The organism is Sorangium sp. So ce448, from assembly GCF_051520915.1.
Taxonomy (GTDB): domain Bacteria; phylum Myxococcota_A; class Polyangia; order Polyangiales; family Polyangiaceae; genus Sorangium; species Sorangium cellulosum_B.
In genome coordinates this window covers 2,503,750-2,522,880 of record NZ_CP150343.1, presented here as the reverse complement: position 1 = coordinate 2,522,880, position 19,131 = coordinate 2,503,750, and the positions used below count along the sequence as shown (strand labels likewise).

Below are 19,131 nucleotides of genomic sequence, written 5' to 3'. Positions count from 1 at the left end.
CCGATCGCCCCGCGCCCCGGGAGCGCGGCGTCGGCGCGCCCTCAGCGGTAGTCGCGCGATTTGAGCGCGATCTCCTCGCCGCTCGGCAGCTCAAGCCGCTCGAGCTCGCGCGCGAGCACGTGGATGACCTCGCCCTGCCGCTCGATCCGCCCGGCGACGAGCAAGAGCGCCGCGTTCCTCGCCACGTGCTCGTACTCCGCGAAGACCTGCCGCTGGACGATGACGTTGACCACGCCGGTCTCGTCCTCGAGCGTCATGAACGTCACGCCGCTCGCGGTCGCCGGCCGCTGGCGTCCGACCACCATCCCGGCGACCCGAACGCTCTCCCCGTCGCGCGCGGCCTTGATCTCCTCGGCGGTCCGCACGCGCCCGGCCCCGCGCCGCCGCTTGAGCGCCCGCCGCACGTGCCGCATCGGGTGGTCGTGCAGCGACAGACCCACGCGCCCGTAGTCCAGCGCGAGCTGCTCCAGCGGCCTGAGCGGAGGGAGCCCGACGTCCCGGTCCTGCTCGATCGGAACGCCCTCGAACAACCCCTCCACCCGGGGGGCGCGCGCGCGCCAGAGCGCCTCTCTCCGGGCAGGCACCAGCGCGGCGAGCGCGCCCGCTTCTGCGAGCGCCTCCACCTCGTTCTTCTTCAGCTCCGTGCGCCTCACGAGATCCGGGAGGCTCGTGAACGGCGCCTCCTCGCGCGCCGCGACGATCGCCGCCGCGGCCGCCTCGCCGAGCCCCTTCACGAGCCGCATGCCGAGCCGCAGCGCCGGGCCCGCCGAGGGCTCGGCGGAAGGCTCCAGGGTCGCGTCCCACGCGCTCTGCACCACGCACACAGGCCGCACCTCCACGCCGTGCCGCTGCGCGTCCTGCACCAGCGCCGACGGGCTGTAGAACCCCATCGGCTGCGCGTTGAGCAGCGCGCAGGTGAACGCCGCCTGGTGGTGGACCTTGAGCCAGGCCGACGCGTACACGAGGAGCGCGAAGCTCGCCGCGTGCGACTCCGGGAAGCCGTACTCCCCGAAGCCCTGGATCTGCTGGTAGAGCATCTCCCCGAACCTCGCCGAGATCCCCTGCTCGGCGAAGCCCTGGATGAGCCGCCCGCGGTGCCGCTCCAGGCGCCCGTGCTTCTTCCACGCCGCCATGTCGCGGCGCAGCTGGTCGGCCTCGCCCGGCGTGTAACCCGCGCCGACCATCGCGATCTGCATCACCTGCTCCTGGAAGAGCGGAACGCCGAGCGTGCGCTCCAGGATGGGATCCAGGCACGGGTGCGGGGACACCGGCGGCTCCTGCCCCGTCCGCCGGCGCAGGTAGGGGTGCACCATCCCGCCCTGGATGGGCCCGGGGCGCACGATCGCCACCTCGATCACCAGGTCGTAGAACTTGTTCGGCTTCAGCCGCGGGAGCATCGCCATCTGCGCGCGGCTCTCGATCTGGAACACCCCCACCGTGTCGGCCCGGCCGATCGCCTCGTAGACAGCCGGGTCCTCCGGCGGGATCTGCGCGAGCGCCGCGATCGGATCGAACGCGGCGCCTCGGCCCGCATGGAACGAGACCCCCGCGGGCGCAGGGTCCTCTGCCGCGTGGACCAAGGGACCCGCGGACGCGGGGTCCCGTGCCGCGTGGCCCAAGCGACCCGCGAGCTCGGCGTACCGGTCCGAGTGGATCAAACCGAGCGCCTTGCGGATCGCCGTCAGCATGCCGAGCGCCAGGACGTCGATCTTGAAGAAGCCGAGATCGTCGAGATCGTCCTTGTCCCACGGGATCACCGTGCGACCCTCCATCCGCGCGGGCTCGACCGGGGCCACCTTGTGCAGCGGCTCGGACGACAGCACGAAGCCGCCCACGTGGATCGAGAGGTGGCGCGGGAAGCCCTCGAGCGCGCTCGCCATCATGACGGCCTGCCGGACGCGCACGTCATCCGGATCGAGGCCCGCCTCGCTGACCCGCTGCTCGGTGATGTCCGCCTCGTGGTGGAGCACGAGGCCGCTCAGCCGATCGACCTGATCCGCCGAGAAGCCGAACGCCTTGCCCACCTCCCGGAGCGCGCTCTTGCCGCGGTAGGCGATCACCTCCGAGACCATCGCCGCCCGGTCGCGCCCGTACATCTCGTAGATCGCCTGGATCACCTCCTCCCGGCGCTCGTGCTCGAAATCGACGTCGATGTCCGGGGGCTCGTGGCGCTCCTCCGACAGGAAGCGCTCGAAGAGCAGGCTCGACCGGGCCGGGTCCACCGCCGTCACGCCGAGCACGAAGCACACCGCGCTGTTCGCCGCGCTCCCGCGCCCCTGGCAGAGGATCTGCCGCGCGCGCGCGATCTTCACGACCTGCTGCACGCTGAGGAAATAGGGCGCAACGCCGAGCTTCGCGATCAAGGCGAGCTCCTTCTCGATCTGCGCGCGCACCGGAGGCGGCGCCCCCTCCGGGTAACGGTCGCGGCAGCCCTCCTCGGTGAGGCGGCGCAGCGCCTGATCCGACGTCTCCCCCGGCATGCAGAGGGCGTCGCTCGGGAAGCTGTAGCGGAGCTCGGACAGCGAGAAGCGGCAGCGGGACGCGACCTCCACCGTGCGCGCGACCCAGGCCGGATGATCGCGGAACAGCGCCGCCATCTGCGCGCCGGACCGCACGTACGCCTCCGCGTTCGGCGCGATCCGCGTCCCCGCTTGATCGAGCGTTGTCTTGGTCCGGATGCACGCGAGCACGTCCGCGAGCGGCTTGCGCGACGGGTGGTGATAGAGCGGGCGCGCCGTCGCCACCACGCAGGGGCCGTAGCGGCGCTCCGCCGCGAGGGCCGCCGCGACGCGCTCGCCGTCGCGGCGGTCGAGGTGCTTCCAGGTCGCGACGAGCGCGCGCTCGCCGAACGCGTCGCGCAGCGTGCCGAGGAGCGCGCCGGAGACGCCCGCGGGCACGAGAGGATCGAGCGGCACGATCGCGGAGAGGCCCCGCTGCGCCGCCGCGATCGCCTCCACCGAGATGCTCGCCATCCCCTTCTCGCACTCGGCGTGCGCGATCGTGAGCAGGCGGCAGAGGTTCGCGTAACCCTCGCTGTCCTCGACCAGGAGGACCACCGACGGCCGGACCTCCGGCGCGCGCTCGGCGCCCCCGCGCGGCGCGCCCAGCGTCAGCTCGGCCCCGACGATCACCCGCTGCTCGACCTTCTTCGCCGCCGTGTGTGCGCGCACGCTGCCGTAGATCCCGTCGCGATCGCAGAGCGCGAGCCCCTCGAGGCCGAGCTCCTTGGCGCGGTGCACGAGCTCCTCGGGGTGCGAGGCGCCCTCCAGGAACGAGAAGCAGGAGCGGCCGCAGAGCTCCACGAACGGGACCGACGCGCCGGCGCTCACTCGCACCACCCCTGCAGGAAGGCCTCGCCCGTCGCGCGGTCGACGTAGATCCACGCTTCGCCGCAGGAGCTCGCGCTCGCGCCGTCTCGCGGAGGGCGCAGCTCGCCGAGGCGCGCCGGGGCGGCCTTGCCGGACGGAGAGCCCGAGACGAGCCAGGCGCGCGCGTAATCGCGCGACGCCGGCGTGGGCGTCCACCACTCCACCGCGTCGATCCGCATCACGAAGGAGAGCCGCTCGATCGCGTAGAGGTGCCGATCGACGGCCACGATCGCCCCGCGCCCCACCCGGCCGAGCGGGATCGGCTGCACGAGGAGCCGCGCGGGCTCCAGCGCCGGCGCGTCGGCGCCCCCCGCCTGCTCCGCCGCGCCCCGATCCGCCGCGGCGCGCGCGCGGGCCGCGGCGGACGCGCGCGTCATGGCCGCCTCGCCAGAGGCCGGCACGAGCCGCGAGCGCGCCTCGGGGCGGTGCGCGTCGGCGATCTCCAGGATGCCCACCCGCTCCTGGCCGATCTCCGCCGAGAGCTCGGCCAGGAGCGCCGGCAGGCTGTCGGGATCGACCGACCGGTCGCGCGACAGATCGAGCTGCACCCGGCGGGCCCGCGCGATGCGCGAGGCGATGACATGCACCCCCACCGCGGGCGCCGCGAGCTCGATCCGCTCGAGCCTCGCCTTCAGCGGGCGGAGCAGATCGCCCGCGTCCGAGAGGGGCACCGGCATGTCGACGTGGAAGCGCAGAGAGGGGCCGCGCCCGTCGTCTTCCAGGAGCGCCGCGGCGCCGCCGTCGTCCTCGCGCTCGCCGAGGCGGAGCCGCGCGATCGAGCGATCGTAGGCGATCGCCACGTTGAGCCGCCCGCACGCCTCCCCGCGCGCGGCGAGCCGCGACGCGATCCGCGACGTCATGCCGCGCAGCACGAACAGGAGCGACTCGGCGCTCTCGATCGGCTCGTCGAAGAGCACCTCCTCCTCGAGCAGCCGGGGCACCTCGAACGGGAGGAGCGGCACGGGATCGCGGCCGGCGAGGAGCTCCATCACGTCGGCCGTCCGCGGCCCCAGCCGCGCCGCCACCTGCGCCCGCGGAAGGCGCGCGAGATCCTCGACGCGGAGCACGCCGAGCCGGACGAGGAAGCTCGCCACCTCGCGCTCGACCGGCAGCGCCTGCACCGGCAAGGGCCCGATCGCCTGCGCCCCTTTGCCCGGCGGCGCGATCGGGGCCTCCGCCCCTCCCCCGCCGTCCGCGTGCGCGCCGAAGCGCGCGAGCGCCTGCGCGAGCCGCGGCCCGTCGGCGATCGCGAGCCGCGCCCGGTGGCCGAGCGCCGCCACGCGCTCGCCGAGCTCGCCGAGCAGCGCCTCCTCGCCGCCGACGAGGTGCGACGCCCCGGTGATGTCGAGCCACACCGTGTCGTACGGGCCGTCGCCCCAGGGGCTCCGCGCCTCGCTCGCGGCGCGCTCGGTAGCGCGGCTCGCCCGCGCCGCGCCGGCGCGCGGGGCGCCCTGCTCGCCGAGCTGGATCGACGCCGTCGCCCCGAGCCCGAGCGCCACCTCGGCGACCCGGCCGAGCGCCGCGTCGATCTCGGCGAACGTCACCCGGTGGATCGCGAGGTGGGCGACCAGCGCCGCCGCCTCGACGACCTTCTGCCCCGGCCTCACCCCGTACCGCCTCGCCTCGTCGTCGACCACGTCGATCACCGCCGCCGGCGCCTGCGGCTCGCGCTCGGTCTGCAGGGTGAGCGCCGCGCGGCGGTCCTCCTCGCCCCCGAGGATCACCGCGAGCGGCGCCTTCCCGCTCGGCGAGACCGGCCCGCGCTGCTTCACCAGCTCGCACGCGAGCTGCGGGAGCACGATCGCCACAATGCGCTTCACCGCCATCGCCTCTCCTCTCTCACGCCCGCGACAGCGCGGGCCGCGGCTCGCCGCCCGCCGTCCGCTCTGCCTTGTCCCCGGGCCGCTCCCCGAGCACCACCGGCGTCGGCGAGGTCACGCGCCCTCGGCGGTCCTTGGCGACGCGGACCATCAACCGGTTCTCGGCGACCTGCTCTAGCTCCAGCCGCATCGCGACCGGCAAGGGCATCGGCCGCGCCGCCTGGCGATCGGTGAGGAGCAGGATCGTCCCGTCGCTCCCCTCGATCGCCAGGGCGAGCTTGCGCACCACGTTGACCCAGCGCGCGAGGTCCTCCTCGCGGCGCCCCGCCCCGGGCGCGCTCCGCTCCCCCTTCCCCGTGCCCTGGCCGAAGGCCCCCGGGACCCCGGCCACGTCGATCACGAGCACCGCGAACGCCCGGCTCATCGCCATCCGCACCGCGACCTTCGCGAGCACCTCCGGCGGGGGCCGCACCACGAGCAGCCGGCTCAGATCGACCTGCGCGCGCGCGACCGCCGGCGCGAAGAGCGAGCCGCTCGGGTCGATCCACGCGCACCACGCCCCCGCCGTCGCGCTCGTCCCGCGCAGCCGCGCCTCCGCTTGCGCCGACGCGCACGCGGAGAGGGCGAGCGAGGTGGAGCGCCCCAGCCCCCGCGGCGCGGCGAGCTCCACCACCCCCCCGCGCGGCAGCCCCCCTTCCGGGAGCGCGTCGTTGATTTCCCGCAGGCCGAGCGGGAGCGTCTTGGCGCGCGCTTCGAACTCGGGGAGGGTATGGCGCAGGAGGTCCCGGGCAAGCGGAGCGGCAAGAGCGGCGGACGACATACTGAACACGATAACAGTGCCCCCGCGAGGCTGCCAACTTTGCAGGACGAACAACGTCCTACCCGCGCCCGTGGCGTTCTCCTTTTGCCCTCCCAGGGCTCTGGAGCAGCCTCTCCGGCAATTTCTGTGCGGATAGAATGGCAAGACGACGGGGATGAAGCGAATGCCGGCGCGGACTCTTCAATAAGTCCGACCTGGGCAGGTCGACCTCATGGCCGGCGACGACCAGCGCTCCTGCCAGCCCTGCGGGGCGCGGGCGGCAGGCCTGACGCCTCAATGCGGCGGAGCTGCCGCTGCGGGGACGCCCCCGATGTAGCGTGAGCTCGGGCGAATGAGCCGCCCCGCGCGCCGTTGCTCGTCGATGTGCGCGCACCAGCCGGCGACCCTGCCCACCGCGAAGGTCGGCGCGAAGAGCGCGCGCGGCAGCCCGAGCGCGTCGAGCAGCACCGCCGTGTAGAACTCGACGTTCGCGCGCAGCGGGCGCTCCGGGTGCCGCGCGCGGAGCGCGGCCTCGGCCGCCCGCTCGACCTCACGCGCCAGCGCGAGCCGGGCGCTCCGCGCGCCGCCTGCCGTCCGCTCGAGCCGCTCGATCGCCCGCTCGAGCACCGCCGCCCGCGGATCCCTCACCCGGTAGATCCGGTGGCCCATCCCCATGATCCGCCGGCCCGCCGCGAGCTCGGCCTGGATCCAGCGCTCGGCGCAGCCCGGGAGCGGCGCGCCGCCCTCGCCCGCCTTCGCCGCGACCGCGTCCAGCATGTCGAGGACCGGCCCGGGCGCGCCGCCGTGGAGCGGCCCCTTCAGCGCGCCGATCGCCGCGACCACCGCCGAGATCGCGTCCGACCCCGTCGAGGTGACCACGCGCGCGGTGAAGGTGGACGCGTTCATGCCGTGATCCGAGACCGTCACGAGGTACGTGTCGAGCTCGCGCGCCTCGGCCTCGCTCGCCGCGGCCCCCCGCGCCATGCGCAGGTAGTCGGCCGAGAGCCGGAGCGCCGGATCGGGCGCGACCGGCGCCTCCCCCGCGCAGCGCCGCGCCCACGCCGCCGCGAACGTCGCCACCGCCCCGGCGATCGCCGCGGGCGGGACGTCGCCCGAGAGGTGCGCGACCGCGGCGCGGAGCGCGTCCATCCCGTCGCCCGCCTGGAGCGCGTCCCCGAGCCGCCCGAGCAGCGCGAAGGCCCTCGTCCGCCCCTCGGCGATCGCTCGCCGGAGCGACTCCCGCTCCGCCGCCCCGGGCAGCGCGCCGCCCCAGAGCAGCCCGCACGCGTCCTCGAAGGTCACCCCGCCGCCGCTGGCGAGCGCCTCGACGTCATGGCCCGCCAGGGTGAGCCTCCCCCGCTCTCCGTCCACCTCCGAGAGCCGCGTCTCCGCCACCACCACGCCTTCCAGGCCGCTCGCGAGCGGCGCCGCCACATCCCTCATCCCGATCACCTCCGCTGACGACATCTTGGGCACCGCACGAGGTTGATCAACCTTGATTGTACAATCAACCATGCACGGCCTCGAAGCGCGTCGAGGCAGAATCCCGGAGGAAGCCGAGGAGGGCGGTGCTAGGAGGAATGGATGTCGCCGATGTCGCCGGCGCTCGCGACGCTGGCGCCTCGTGCATCGGAAGACAGGATGGATGCGACGTTGATGGGCGCTCATGGTGGATCTACCTGACTCGGGTCAACGGCCCTCGGCGTACGTGACCGGCGCGGAGGCGGCGGAGCTGCTCGGCGTGAAGCGGGAGACGCTCTACGCGTACGCGAGCCGGGGCGTGCTCCGGGGGGTGCCCGGCGGGCGAGGGCGCGCGCGGCTCTACCTCCGGGCGGACATCGAGCGGCTCAAGGCGCGGCACGACGCGCGCGCCGGCCACGGCCCGGTCGCCGCCGAGGCGCTCCGGTGGGGTGAGCCGGTGCTCGAGTCGGCGCTCACGGCGATCGGCCCGCGCGGGCCCGTCTACCGGGGCAAGGAGGCGGTCGCGCTGGCGCTCGACGACGTGCCCTTCGAGGCGGTCGCCGAGCTGCTCTGGACCGGCGAGCTGCCGGCGGAGGGCGCGCCGACGCCGCGGCCAGGCCGGCTGAGCGTCCGCCCGGCCAAGCTCGCGGCGCTCCTGCCGGAAGGCGCGCCGCCGTTCGTCGCGCTCGCGCTCGTGGTGCCCGCGCTCGGCGCGCACGACGCCACCCGCCACGTGGGCGCGCCCTCGGGCGACGGGCGCATCCCCACGGGCGACGCGGAGCGCGCGCGGGCGCGGGCCCTCGTGCGATCGGTCGCGGCGCTCGTGGGGCTCGGGCGGGACGCGCGCAGGGCGACCGACGCCCTCGAGGCCGACGGGGCGGCGCGGCGGCTGCTCATCGCCCTCGGCGCGAACCCTTCGAAGAAGGCCGAGCGCGCCGTGAACCGCGCGCTCCTGGTCTCGGCCGATCACGAGCTGAACGCCTCGACGTTCGCGGTCCGGGTGGCCGCCTCCACCGGCGCCGACCTCTACGCCTGCGTCAGCGCGGGGCTCGCCGCGCTCTCCGGCCCGAGGCACGGCGGCATGACCGACCGGGTGGAGGCCCTGGTCGCCGAGGCAGGCCGGCCCGAGCGCGCCGCCGCCGCGGTCCACGAGCGGCTGCGCCGCGGCGAGCCCATCGCCGGCGTCGGGCACAGGCTCTACCCCGAGGGCGACCCCCGCGCTCAGCTACTGCTCGACACGGCCCGCGCGCTCGCCCCGCAGAGCGCGGCCTTGCGCACGGTGCTCGCGCTCGTCGACGCGCTGCGCGACGCCGGCCTCGATCCGCCGTCGCTCGACCTGGGCCTCGTCGCGATCGCGGCCGCGCTCGGCCTGCCGGCCGGCACGGCGGCCGCGCTCTTCGCGGTGGGGCGCGCCGCCGGCTGGATCGCCCACGCGTTCGAGCAGCGCGAGGCGGGGTACATGCTCCGGCCGCGCGCCCGGTACACGGGGCCCTGAGCCCCGCGCCCGCCCCTAGAAATCGACCTGCATTCCGAGCTCGACAACCCGGTTCGGGGGCAGACCGAAGTACGCCGTCGCCGGCCGCGCGTTCCGCGAGATGAAGGCGAACAGGCCCTTGCGCCACCGGGACATCTTCGAGCGCCCGGTCGTCAGCAGCGTCTCCCTGCCGAGGTAGTAGCTCGTCCTCCCGAGGTCGATGTCGAGCCCGTGCCGCTTGCACCCCTCGAGCACCGACGGCGCGTTCGGCGTCTGCATGAAGCCGTAACACGCCGTGACCTGGTAGATCCCCTCCCCCCGCGGGATCACCGTCGTGCGCCGCTCCGCCGGCACCTCCGGCACGTTCGTCACCTGGATCGAGAGGAGCACCACCTGCTCGTGCAGCACCTGGTTGTGCTTCACGTGGTGCAGCAGGATCGGCGGCGTGCCCTCCGGGCTCGACGCCATGAAGACCGCCGTCCCGCGCACCCGGTGCGGCTTCACGCGCTTCACGTCCTCGAGGAACATGTCGAGCGGCAAGATCGCCGACTTGATCGCCTCGGCGAGGTGCTTGCGCCCCGTCTTCCAGGTCGTCATCACCGTGAAGATCGCCGCGCCCATCACGATGGGCACCCAGCCCCCGTGGAAGAACTTGGCGCTGTTCGCCGCGAAGAACGCGAGATCGATCACCAGGAAGAGCCCGGCCAGCGGGAGCGACTTCCAGACCGGCCAACCCCACGTCTTCCGGGTGACCACGTAATAGACCACCGTGGTGATCCCCATCGTCCCCGTGACGGCGATGCCGTAGGCAGCCGCGAGCGCGCTCGAGTTCTTGAAGGTGAGGACCAGCACGATGCACGAGATCAGGAGCCCGCTGTTCACCTCGGGGATGTAGATCTGCCCCGCCTCGTCCTTCGACGTGTGGACCACCGTGACGCGCGGGAAATACCCGAGCTGCACCGCCTGCTGGGTCAGCGAGAAGGCCCCGGAGATGAGCGCCTGGGACGCGACGACCGTCGCCGCGGTGGCGATCGCCACCGTGGGGTAGAGCGCCCACGACGGGACGAGCGCATAGAACGGGTTCGCCGCCGCGGTGGGGTCCGCGAGGAGCATGGCGCCCTGGCCGAAATAATTGATGAGCAACCCGGGCCAGACGATCGTGTACCAGGTGTATTTGATCGGCACGCGGCCGAAATGCCCCATGTCGGCGTACAGCGCCTCGCCGCCCGTGATGCAGAGGACGACGGCGCCGAGGATCAGGAAGCCATGCAGTTGGTTCTCGACAAAGAAGCTCACCGCGTAGGTCGGTGAGACGGCCCGGAGCACGCCGGGGCTGCGGATGAGCTCCTTGGCCCCGAGCAGCACGAGCGTGACAAACCACACGAGCGTCACCGGCCCGAAGATCGACCCGACCCCGGCCGTGCCCCGCTTCTGCACGAGGAACACGGCGAGCAGCACGCCGCAGGTGAGGATCGGCACGACGGCAGGGTCCAGCTTCGGGATCGCGACCTCGAGGCCCTCCACAGCCGAGAGCACCGAGATCGCAGGCGTGATCACGCCGTCGCCATAAAGGAGCGCCGCGCCGACGAGGACGAGGAGCACGAGGAGACCGCGGCCCTCACCCTTGCGATCGCCGCTCGGGACGAGCGCGAGCAGCGCGAGGATGCCGCCCGCGCCCTCGTTGTCGGCCCGCGTGATGAACGTCACGTACTTGACGGTCACCACCATCATCAACGACCAGAACATCAGCGAGAGCACCCCGAGCACGTTCTCGGGCGTCGGAGCGACGTGGTGCGGGCTGCTGGGGCTGAAGCACTCCTTCATCGCGTAGAGCGGGCTCGTCCCGATGTCGCCGTAGACGACCCCGAGCGCCGCCAGCATCAGCGGCCACATCTTCTTCGAGCTCCCCGGGTGGGCGCGCTCGGCCATCGGAGAGGACGCGGGGCGCTCTGCGGCAGGGACCGGTCGTGGGCTCATCGTCATCGCGGGCGAATCCTACTCCATCGAGAGCGCGCCTCGCGAGGAGGCGGCGCGCGCCGGCTCAGCCGAGCGCGCGCGCCGCCACGGTGAGATCCTCGATGAAGCGGGAGAGCTCGGCTCGCCTCGTCGCTTCGTCCGGCACGCGGAGGATCGACGCGGGGTGCACGGTCGCCAGCACGCGCGGCGCGAGCGGCGAGGCGACGATCCTGCCGCGCTCGCGCGTGACCCGGAACGAGCCGCCGAGCAGCGCCTGCGCCGCCGTCGCGCCGAGGCATACCACGATCGCCGGCTGCACCACCGCGATCTCCGCGGCGAGCCACGGCAGGCACGCGCGGATCTCGCGCGCGTCCGGCTTCACGTGGATGCGGCGCTTGCCGCGCGGCTCCCACTTGAAGTGCTTCACCACGTTGGTCACGTACGCCCGGCGCCGCTCGATCCCCGCCGCCTCGAGCGCGCGATCGAGCAGCTGCCCCGCCGGGCCCACGAACGGCTTGCCGGCCAGATCCTCCTTGTCGCCCGGCTGTTCGCCGACGAGGAGCACGTCCGATCGCGCCGCGCCCTCGCCGAACACCGTCTGCGTCCCACGCTCCCAGAGCGGACACGCCCGGCACCGCGCGGCGGCCTCGCGCAGGCTCGGCAACGAAGGAGGGCTGGGGACGAGAGCCGCCGCCGTCGCCTCGCCGACGCCGCGCCCTGCTGCATTTCGTCTCGCCACGGTCGCCATGACCGCCTCCGCGGCATCGCTCGTGCCATGGGCGACGCGGCGTGGTCGAACGCGCCGCGTCGCGAGGAGCGCGGCCGACGAGCGTCTTGACGGCTTCCGGCAGCCTTCCCATAGTGCCCCGGTCCTCCGACGTTGACCGACCAGTCAGAATGCCCCGCCTTGCCGATCGCCGCGCCAGGATCGAGCTGCTCCGCGCCGCCGAGGCTGCCTTCACCGAGCGCGGCCTGGCCGCCGCGAGGGTCGAGGACATCACCGAGCGCGCAGGCGTCTCGAAGGGCGCGTTCTACCTGCACTTCCAGAGCAAGGACGACTGCTTCAAGCAGATCGTCGAGACCTTCATCGCGCGCCTCGCCGACTGCGTGGAGCCGCCGCCCATCGTCTTCGAGGCCGAGCGAGCGTCGGTGAACGAGTACTTCAAGCGGGTCCTCGCCCACGACCTGGAGGTGCTCGAGTTCTGCTGGCAGAACCGGGCGCTCCTCAGGATGATGCTGGCCGGAGGCGGTGGGACCCCGTACGCCTACCTGATCGACGAGTTCGCGCAGCGCGTCGCGCGGCAGGTGGAGGGCCGCGTCCGGTACGCGATCGACATCGGCCTCTACCGGCGCGATCTGGAGCCCAGCGTCATCGCCGCGCTCATCTCCGGCGCCTTCGATCGCCTGGTGCGCAAGCTCATCGACGCGCCGTCCAGGCCAGACATCGCCGCCTGGGCTGCGCAGGTGCTCCAGCTCTTCACGCACGGCCTGCTCGCCCCGGAGGTGCGCGCCGTCGCTGACCTGTCGGTCATGGAAGCCCCCCCGCGCAGCGCGCGGCAGACCGCCGACCCGCCGCCTGCCTCAGCGTCGAGCAGCGAGCGCCGGCGCTCCAAGGCCAAGGCGACCTAGGTGACCTAGGCGTAGGGCTTTGCCTGAATAGAACGGCCAGAGGCTCAGCGGTGCCAGGACAGCTTGCAGGGAATCCCTGACGAGGGATTCCATATCGCCCTAGCGGTCGGTCGGGCAGCAGCTGAGCTACAGCTAGCAGTCAACGGGATTTTCGGCGGGACAGTGAGGGGGTGGAGCGGGGAGCCGGAGGGGGAACCGCTCGGGCAACTCGGGAGGAGTGCAGCCTTGGGGAGCGGTCCTGCTCGTTCAATCGCGCCAGGCCGACCGTCGCGCGCTCTGGCCGGTCGCAGGCACTCTCTGGACGGCTCTCCGCAGAAGAACGGAACTGTCGAGGGGGCGGAATGGGCATACAGACGGGTCGTGATGGACGGTTAATCCAGGAGCTGCTCCGGCAGACCTGTCGATCGATCCAGTGGCGTGCGGACACCGCAAGGTCGATTGCGGAAAGGATCGAGGTCGCCCTCGCCGAGCACGCGCTCCACGTCTCCACCCCGGACGTCGACCTGCGCGTCCGGCTGACCAAGGACTTTGCGCTCTCCATCGCGATTCGCGTGCTGTCCTTCGGCGAAGACGCCGAGGAGTCGCTGAGCAAAGCCCTCTGTCAGGACAGGTCGCTCATGGCGGAGCTCGTGAAGGCAGAGTGGCAGCTCGTGCGCACCGCCTGCAGAACAGCCGAGCAGACCGCCGGGAGGCTGGTGATGCTGACGGCGGTACCGGAGGCGTGAGACCGCAAGCAGGACGAGCCCCGAGGACTCGCGCCCTGGGCTCACGGCGAGCGATCCGTGAGAATCTCATGGAGCGGGGGCCTCGCCCGCTCGGCCCGGCGCCATGGCGAGCTGCACCCCGGAAGCTGCTGTCAAGAAGAGCACAGACACCGCATGACGCGACCGGGCCCACGAGGCGATAGAGATGGCGCCCCAGACCAGCTACAGCATTTACGTTCGCTTCCGGGGCAGGCGGCTCGCGCTCACGAAGCACATCCGCTCGCTCGAGACGGCCCGGTCTGCGCTGCAGGCCTTGCGGGCAGAGCGGTTCCACGACGCCGATCAGGTCTTCCTCGTCAACGACACGACGAAGCAGATCGTCGACGAACGGGGCTGGGAGGACGCCGGGGGGCACGCGGAGGATCAGCAGATCAGCGTCAACCTCCGCCTTCCGACGCAGGACGCGGGGAACGACGAGGCGGATCGATCGCCGCGAGGGGCGCAGGCCCCCGCGCCGCTCGCGGCGCCCGAGGCGCTCGCGCCGCCCGCCGATCACCTGGCGCGAGCCGAGGGCGAGGCGCGGCACGTCTCACCGGAGAGGAGGTGGTCCGGGGTCGAGAACCTGAAGCCGCCGCGCGCACGCCTGCGCCGCGCGATGGCGGCAGCCCAGGTCGCCCGAGCGCGCCACGACGCCGCGCTGGAAGCCATGATCAGGCTCCAGCCCGGCGGGAGGATGGATGAAATGGCACTGATGAGGCTCAACGATTCTGCCCGAATGGTATCCGACCGATCCGCACACATCATCGAGCGGATCGAGCAACTCCTGAAGCGCCTGGAAGGCGCGCGTTGATAGGGTGAGATGACCGTGAGGCGCCGTGTCCCATGCGCGACATGGACGACGACAGCCATCGTTGACCGACCGCCCACCGGAACCCTGGCTTAGTCCCTGTCAGGCGCTCGCCGTCGCGAGACGCGTGAGAGCGCGCCCAACCGTTCAAGCCAACAATGCCCGAACAGAAGAAGTCACGCCGGACGCAACTCGGGGCACCGGGCCCGAGCGACGCCGCGCCCCAGGCCGGCAGGGCATCCGCGCCGGGGCGCGCGCCGGTCCCGCCCGAGGACGCCGGCGAGAGCGCCGCGGCGGGCGAGCCGCGCCCCGAGGGTGAGCTGCGCTTTCCCGTCGTCTGTGTCGTCGCTTCGGCCGGCGGACGCGGCGCGATCGCGGAGCTCCTCCGGCGGTTGCCCAGCAGAGATACCAGCCTCTCTCTCGTCCTGATCTACAGCGCAGATCCAGGGGAGCTCCCCCTCCTCGAGCTCGTGGCGCAGAGCAGCCCTCTCCCTGTGGCCGAGCTCCGATCGGGGACGAAGCTCGCGCCGGGTCGCGTCCAGGTCCTGCCCCTGGAGGCGCGGGCGACGCTGGCGGGGCTCCGCGTCGAGCTCGCGCCGCGGGGCGAGGGCGGCCCGGGCCCAGGCGATCTCTTCCTGCGCTCGCTCGCGGGCGAGCTGGGGTCGGGCGCGGTGGCTGTCGTGCTGTCCGGCGCCGGGAGCGACGGTGCGCTGGGGCTGAAGGACGTGAAGGCCGAGGGCGGGGTCACCTTCGCGGAGAACCCGCGCGGCGCGGAGCGGCCGGCGCTCCCGCGGAGCGCCATCGCGGCGGGAGGCGTCGACTTCGTCCTCAGCGTCGAGGAGATCGCGGCGGAGCTCGTGCGGATGGGTCGCCCCGGGCACGTGCTCGCTCCATGGCTCAGGCAGGGTGCGCCCCTCGGCATGGACCCCGATCTCAGCAAGCTCCTTCGGCTGCTTCACGCCGCGGTGGGCGTCGACTTCAGCCAGTACAAGAAGAGCACCCTGAGGCGGCGCATCCAGCGGCGAATGACGCTCCATCGGCTCGCCACCCTCCAGGACTACCTGGATCATTTGAGAGCGCACCCCGGCGAGATCGAGGATCTCTACCAGGACCTCCTCATCAAGGTCACCACGTTCTTCCGCGATCCGGGCGCCTTCGCCGCGCTGAAGACCCACGTGTTCCCGGTGCTCATGCACAGCAGGCCGCAGGACTCCCCTGTTCGCATCTGGGTGCCGGGCTGCTCGACGGGCGAGGAGGTCTACTCTCTCGCGATCTCGTTGCTCGAGTTCCTCGAAGCCGACGCGACCGATCATGCCATCCAGATCTTCGGCACCGACCTGAGCGAGGCCGCCATCCAGCAGGCGCGGTCCGGGATCTACATCGAGAGCATCTCGATGGACGTCTCTCCCAGCCGGCTGCGCCGCTTCTTCGTCAGGGTACAAGGCGGCTTTCAGGTCAACAAATCGGTCCGCGATCTGTGCATCTTCTCGCGCCACAACGCCGCGGCCGACCCGCCCCTGCTGAAGCTCGATCTCACCAGCTGCCGCAACCTGATGATCTACCTGGAGCCGAGCCTGCAGCGCAGGCTGCTGCAGACGTTCCACCAGGCCCTCAAGCCCACGGGTTTCCTGCTCCTCGGCTCGTCCGAGAGCCTCACCACGGCGCCCGATCTGTTCGGGGTCGTGGACAGGACCCACAGGATCTTCTGCAAGCGCGCCGCGTCGGAGGCGGCCCACTCGCTCGCCCTCACCGCGCCCGCTCTGCCCGGCGCGCCGGTGGTCGCGCTGGCGTCGGAGCGGCCGCGGGAGCCCGAGGGGCTCGGCATGGATGCGGTGCGCAAGGAGGCCGACGCCATCGTCATGGCGCGTTATGCCCCCGCCGGCGTGGTCGTGGACGAGGAGATGCAGATCGTCCAGTTCCGGGGCAAGACGGGGCCCTACCTCGAGCCGTCACCGGGCGACGCCAGCCTCCACCTCTTCAAGATGGCCCGAGAGGGGCTCGTCCTCGGCATCCGGGCCGCCATCGACGCGTCGATGAACTCGGGGGTGATGGCCCGCAAGGAGCAGCTCAAGGTCAGGCAGGACGAGAAGATCCGGTACGTCGACGTCGAGGTCTGGCCGCTCAAGGTGCGGCTCCCGCAAGGGCGCTGCTTCCTCGTCACCTTCTCCGATTCGGGCGCCGCGCGGCTGGACCGGCCGGGCAGCGACCCGGCCCCGAACGACGCCCAGAAGGATCTGGAGATCGTCCAGCTCCGCAGGGAGCTCGTGACCACGAGGGAGTACCTCCAGTCGCTCATCGATGAGCTCGAGGCGACGAACGAAGAGCTCCTGTGCACGAACGACGAGATCCTCGCGAGCAACGACGAGCTGCACAGGGTGAACGACGCGCTCGAGGGCGCCCACGACGAGCTCGAGTCGGCGAACCAGGAGCTGACGACCATCAACGAGGAGCTCCGCAGCAGCAACGTCGCGCTCGGCCTCGCCAACGACGAGCTGCGCATGCTCCTCGGCGGCATGAACATCCCGATGCTGATGGTCGACGCGGACCTGCGGATCCGCCGGGTCGCCGGCGCCGCCGACAAGCTGCTCGGCCTCGCCGCGAGCGACGTGGGCAGGTCCATCCTCGAGGTGAAGTCGAGGAGCGTGGCCGACATCGCGCCGGTCGTCGCCGAGGTGCTCGGCAAGATGAGCACCGTCGAGCGGCACGTCGAGGACCGCGACGGGCGGTGCTATCTCCTGCGGGCACGCCCTTCCCGGACCACCGACGACGAGGTCGACGGCGCGGTGATCTGCTGGCTGGAGAGCGAGGCGCCGAGGCGCGCGGCGCGCGAGCTCGCGGGCGCGCGCGACGGCCTCTCCGCCGTCTTCGAGGTGCTGCGCCATCCGTTCCTCCTGCTCGACGGGGAGCTCCGGATCCGGGCGGTCACCCGGCGCTACTGCGAGCAGTTCATGGTCCCGCTCGGGGACATCGAGGGACGATCGCTCTCGGCCATCGATGCCGGATGGAACACCCCGCAGCTGGAGCAGCAGCTCCGGGACGTGCTCCACCGCCGCGCCGCGCTCGTCGACTTCCGCCTCGAGGCCGTGCTCGCGCACGCCGGCCGCAGGACGCTCTCGTTCTCAGCCTTCCGGCTCCAGGCCGACGAGGGCGAGCTCCCGGCCCTGCTGCTCGTCGTCGAGGACAGGACGGCGCCCGAGATCGACCCGGCCGGTCCACCCGGGCTGCGGCCAGCGCGCCGCGCGGGCCCCGGCTGACGCGCTCATCACCGCCGTGTCCGCCAGTCCCCCGAGGCGATCCGAGGCCACCCCAGCGCCTGCCCTGCGGGCATGAGGTAGGCCTCGCAGAGCGCGCCCCCGTCGAGTTCGAGCGGCTCACGGCTGAAGAGTTCGGGGCAGTCCTCGTAGAGGTCGAGCGAGGGCAGCGCCTCCGGGTCCAGCTCGTACAGCTCCCCGAGGACCGCGACCGAGCCCCCGCGCACGAGCGCCGGGTAGGCGCCGAGATCGGCGAGCTCGAACGACGGGGCCGTGCGGGCGGGCCCGAGGCACCGCGCGCGCCCGAGCAGCGCGTGCGCGCGCTCGCCGCGCATCAGCGTGCCGTAGACGAACAGGCGCGCCGTCACCGGCAGTGCTGTTCGACCGCGGCGAGCAGCTGCTCGAGGTTGATCGGCTTCTTGAGGAACTGCGCTGCGCCGAGCGAGGACACGAACTCGTCGCGGCCCGTCGCCGAGATGATCACCACCGGGATCGCGGCGAGCTCCGGATCCTTCTTCTGCTCCGCCCTGAACTGCCAGCCATCCATGATCGGCATCATGAGATCGAGCAGGATGAGCCCGGGTCTCGGATCCGTTCTCAGCGCGCTGAGCGCCTCACCGCCGTGCGCCGCCGACGCGACGGCGTACCCCTCCTCCTGCAGGAGCTCGGCAAGGGTCTCTCGAATATCCGGATCGTCATCGACAACGAGGATCCTCTTCAAGGGAGTGGCAGGCACGGTGCATCAACCACTATGCGAAAGCCTGACGTCACGGCGAAACAGGGAAAGCCCTGAATCCCTGCTCGGGTTCCGCTTGATGAGGCTCTTTCTGCGAGGAAGGGGGCTCATGAAGGTCTCTCTACGTCTCTCTCCGGCAATCACCGCCGCAAAGGCGCCTCGGAACGGAGCCCGCTCCCGCGTCGCCCGTGCGGCCATACGGCCATGCAACCGCGCGGGGTCGACGTTGGGTGAGCCGGCAGCTCTGGCAGGCGGGTTCGGGCGTACGCATTACGGCGATCGATCGTCGGCGGTCGAGCCCGATGTTACAGCACGGCGGCGCTCCGGCGAAGCCGCTCTGTGCCCGATCTGCGGCCCGCCAGGGTGAGCGCAGCGCGGCTTGCTCGCCATCCACCACGTCATGAGCGGCGATCCTACCACCGGCGCCGGGGGGCGCAGCAGCCCGGCGTCCGCCGGAACGACGGCCCGAGGCGCTCGCGACGTGGTCCGAACGGGCAGCGTCAACGGTCGATATCTGTTGAACCGCGCGAGCCGAGCGAGCCGAGCACCACCTTCGAGAGGGTGCCCAGCAGGACGTCGATGTCCACCGGCTTCGGGATGAGCGCGGCCGCATGCAGCCGCTCGGCGATCGCCTGCATCTCGTGGGGGAGGCGGGCGGAGAAGATCATGAGGGGCGAGGGCGTGCCGAGCCCCTCGATCTCGGAGACAAACCGGTCCGTCGTCATGCCTGGCATCGTCAGATCAAGGAGGACCGCGTGGAAGCGCCGCTCCGCGAGCGCATCGAGCACCGCGCGCGCGGTGGCGGTCAGCTCGACCTCGTACCCTTCCAGGGTCAGGAGCTCTTCCAGCATCGTCGCGGTGTCAACGTCGTCCTCCGCAACCAGGATCACGTGCTTGCCACACATGGCTCCCCTCGGCTTTCTTCAGTAGCGGGGGTCGCTCGCCAGGGCAGCGCGCCCGCTCTTCCCCATGCCGGGGGAGGACGGGATGGACGCTCGACGCTGCCCGAGCCTCCGCTGGCCAGCAGCCAGCGCAGCGCGAGCAACCTCCGTGATGCCCCGGTGTGACGAATCGCCCGGACACACC

At 72.4% G+C, this 19,131-nt stretch carries 14 protein-coding genes; 5 read left to right on the top strand and 9 right to left on the bottom strand.

Going from position 1 to position 19,131, the window contains the following annotated elements; translation table 11 throughout:
* Positions 1–41 precede the first annotated feature (41 nt).
* The 4 genes from WMF45_RS09695 to WMF45_RS09680 all read right to left on the bottom strand — a co-directional run bounded on the left by WMF45_RS09695 (position 42) and on the right by WMF45_RS09680 (position 7,430).
* Entirely contained in the window at positions 42–3,329 is a 3,288-nt protein-coding gene (locus WMF45_RS09695; protein ID WP_437716640.1) for an error-prone DNA polymerase, read from the bottom strand.
* Positions 3,326–5,194 carry a DinB/UmuC family translesion DNA polymerase gene (locus WMF45_RS09690; protein WP_437716639.1) on the bottom strand — a complete coding sequence of 623 codons (1,869 nt, stop codon included), beginning with the start codon at positions 5,192–5,194 and terminating at the stop codon, positions 3,326–3,328. Before WMF45_RS09690 ends, WMF45_RS09695 begins: the two co-directional genes overlap by 4 nt.
* A gap of 13 nt (positions 5,195–5,207) precedes the next feature.
* On the bottom strand, positions 5,208–6,008 hold the full coding sequence (locus tag WMF45_RS09685; protein ID WP_437716638.1) for a recombinase A: 801 nt from the start codon (positions 6,006–6,008) through the stop codon (positions 5,208–5,210).
* 273 nt (positions 6,009–6,281) lie between these two features.
* Complete coding sequence (locus WMF45_RS09680) at positions 6,282–7,430, bottom strand: citrate synthase (protein WP_437716637.1); 1,149 nt, start codon at positions 7,428–7,430, stop codon at positions 6,282–6,284.
* 223 nt (positions 7,431–7,653) lie between these two features.
* Here WMF45_RS09680 and WMF45_RS09675 point away from each other — a divergent pair, with 223 nt between their 5' ends.
* Entirely contained in the window at positions 7,654–8,943 is a 1,290-nt protein-coding gene (locus WMF45_RS09675) for a citrate synthase family protein (protein WP_437716636.1), read from the top strand.
* 15 nt (positions 8,944–8,958) lie between these two features.
* Here WMF45_RS09675 and WMF45_RS09670 read toward each other — a convergent pair whose 3' ends face one another.
* Entirely contained in the window at positions 8,959–10,905 is a 1,947-nt protein-coding gene (locus WMF45_RS09670) for a potassium transporter Kup (protein ID WP_437716635.1), read from the bottom strand.
* A 58-nt stretch (positions 10,906–10,963) separates the two neighbouring features.
* Positions 10,964–11,626 carry a UdgX family uracil-DNA binding protein gene (locus tag WMF45_RS09665; protein WP_437716634.1) on the bottom strand — a complete coding sequence of 221 codons (663 nt, stop codon included), beginning with the start codon at positions 11,624–11,626 and terminating at the stop codon, positions 10,964–10,966.
* A gap of 149 nt (positions 11,627–11,775) precedes the next feature.
* On the opposite strand from WMF45_RS09665, the gene WMF45_RS09660 reads away from it, so the two are divergent.
* The 4 genes from WMF45_RS09660 to WMF45_RS09645 all read left to right on the top strand — a co-directional run bounded on the left by WMF45_RS09660 (position 11,776) and on the right by WMF45_RS09645 (position 17,312).
* Positions 11,776–12,507 carry a TetR/AcrR family transcriptional regulator gene (locus tag WMF45_RS09660; RefSeq protein ID WP_012234368.1) on the top strand — a complete coding sequence of 244 codons (732 nt, stop codon included), beginning with the start codon at positions 11,776–11,778 and terminating at the stop codon, positions 12,505–12,507.
* 341 nt (positions 12,508–12,848) lie between these two features.
* Positions 12,849–13,232 carry a hypothetical protein gene (locus WMF45_RS09655; protein ID WP_437716633.1) on the top strand — a complete coding sequence of 128 codons (384 nt, stop codon included), beginning with the start codon at positions 12,849–12,851 and terminating at the stop codon, positions 13,230–13,232.
* Positions 13,233–13,416: 184 nt separating this feature from the next.
* A complete protein-coding gene (locus WMF45_RS09650) occupies positions 13,417–14,061 on the top strand; it encodes a hypothetical protein (protein ID WP_437716632.1) in 645 nt (214 codons plus the stop codon).
* 155 nt (positions 14,062–14,216) lie between these two features.
* The gene (locus WMF45_RS09645) at positions 14,217–17,312 is read left to right on the top strand and encodes a CheR family methyltransferase (protein ID WP_437716631.1); all 3,096 of its coding nucleotides are present in this window, start codon (positions 14,217–14,219) and stop codon (positions 17,310–17,312) included.
* 8 nt (positions 17,313–17,320) lie between these two features.
* On the opposite strand, the gene WMF45_RS09640 is transcribed toward WMF45_RS09645, so the two are convergent.
* The 3 genes from WMF45_RS09640 to WMF45_RS09630 form a co-directional block, all read right to left on the bottom strand.
* A complete protein-coding gene (locus WMF45_RS09640) occupies positions 17,321–17,677 on the bottom strand; it encodes a gamma-glutamylcyclotransferase family protein (RefSeq protein WP_437716630.1) in 357 nt (118 codons plus the stop codon).
* Positions 17,674–18,030 carry a response regulator gene (locus WMF45_RS09635; protein WP_044964390.1) on the bottom strand — a complete coding sequence of 119 codons (357 nt, stop codon included), beginning with the start codon at positions 18,028–18,030 and terminating at the stop codon, positions 17,674–17,676. Before WMF45_RS09635 ends, WMF45_RS09640 begins: the two co-directional genes overlap by 4 nt.
* A gap of 515 nt (positions 18,031–18,545) precedes the next feature.
* Positions 18,546–18,950 (bottom strand): response regulator, encoded by a 405-nt coding sequence (locus WMF45_RS09630; protein ID WP_437298776.1) that lies wholly within the window; start codon positions 18,948–18,950, stop codon positions 18,546–18,548.
* Positions 18,951–19,131 lie beyond the last annotated feature (181 nt).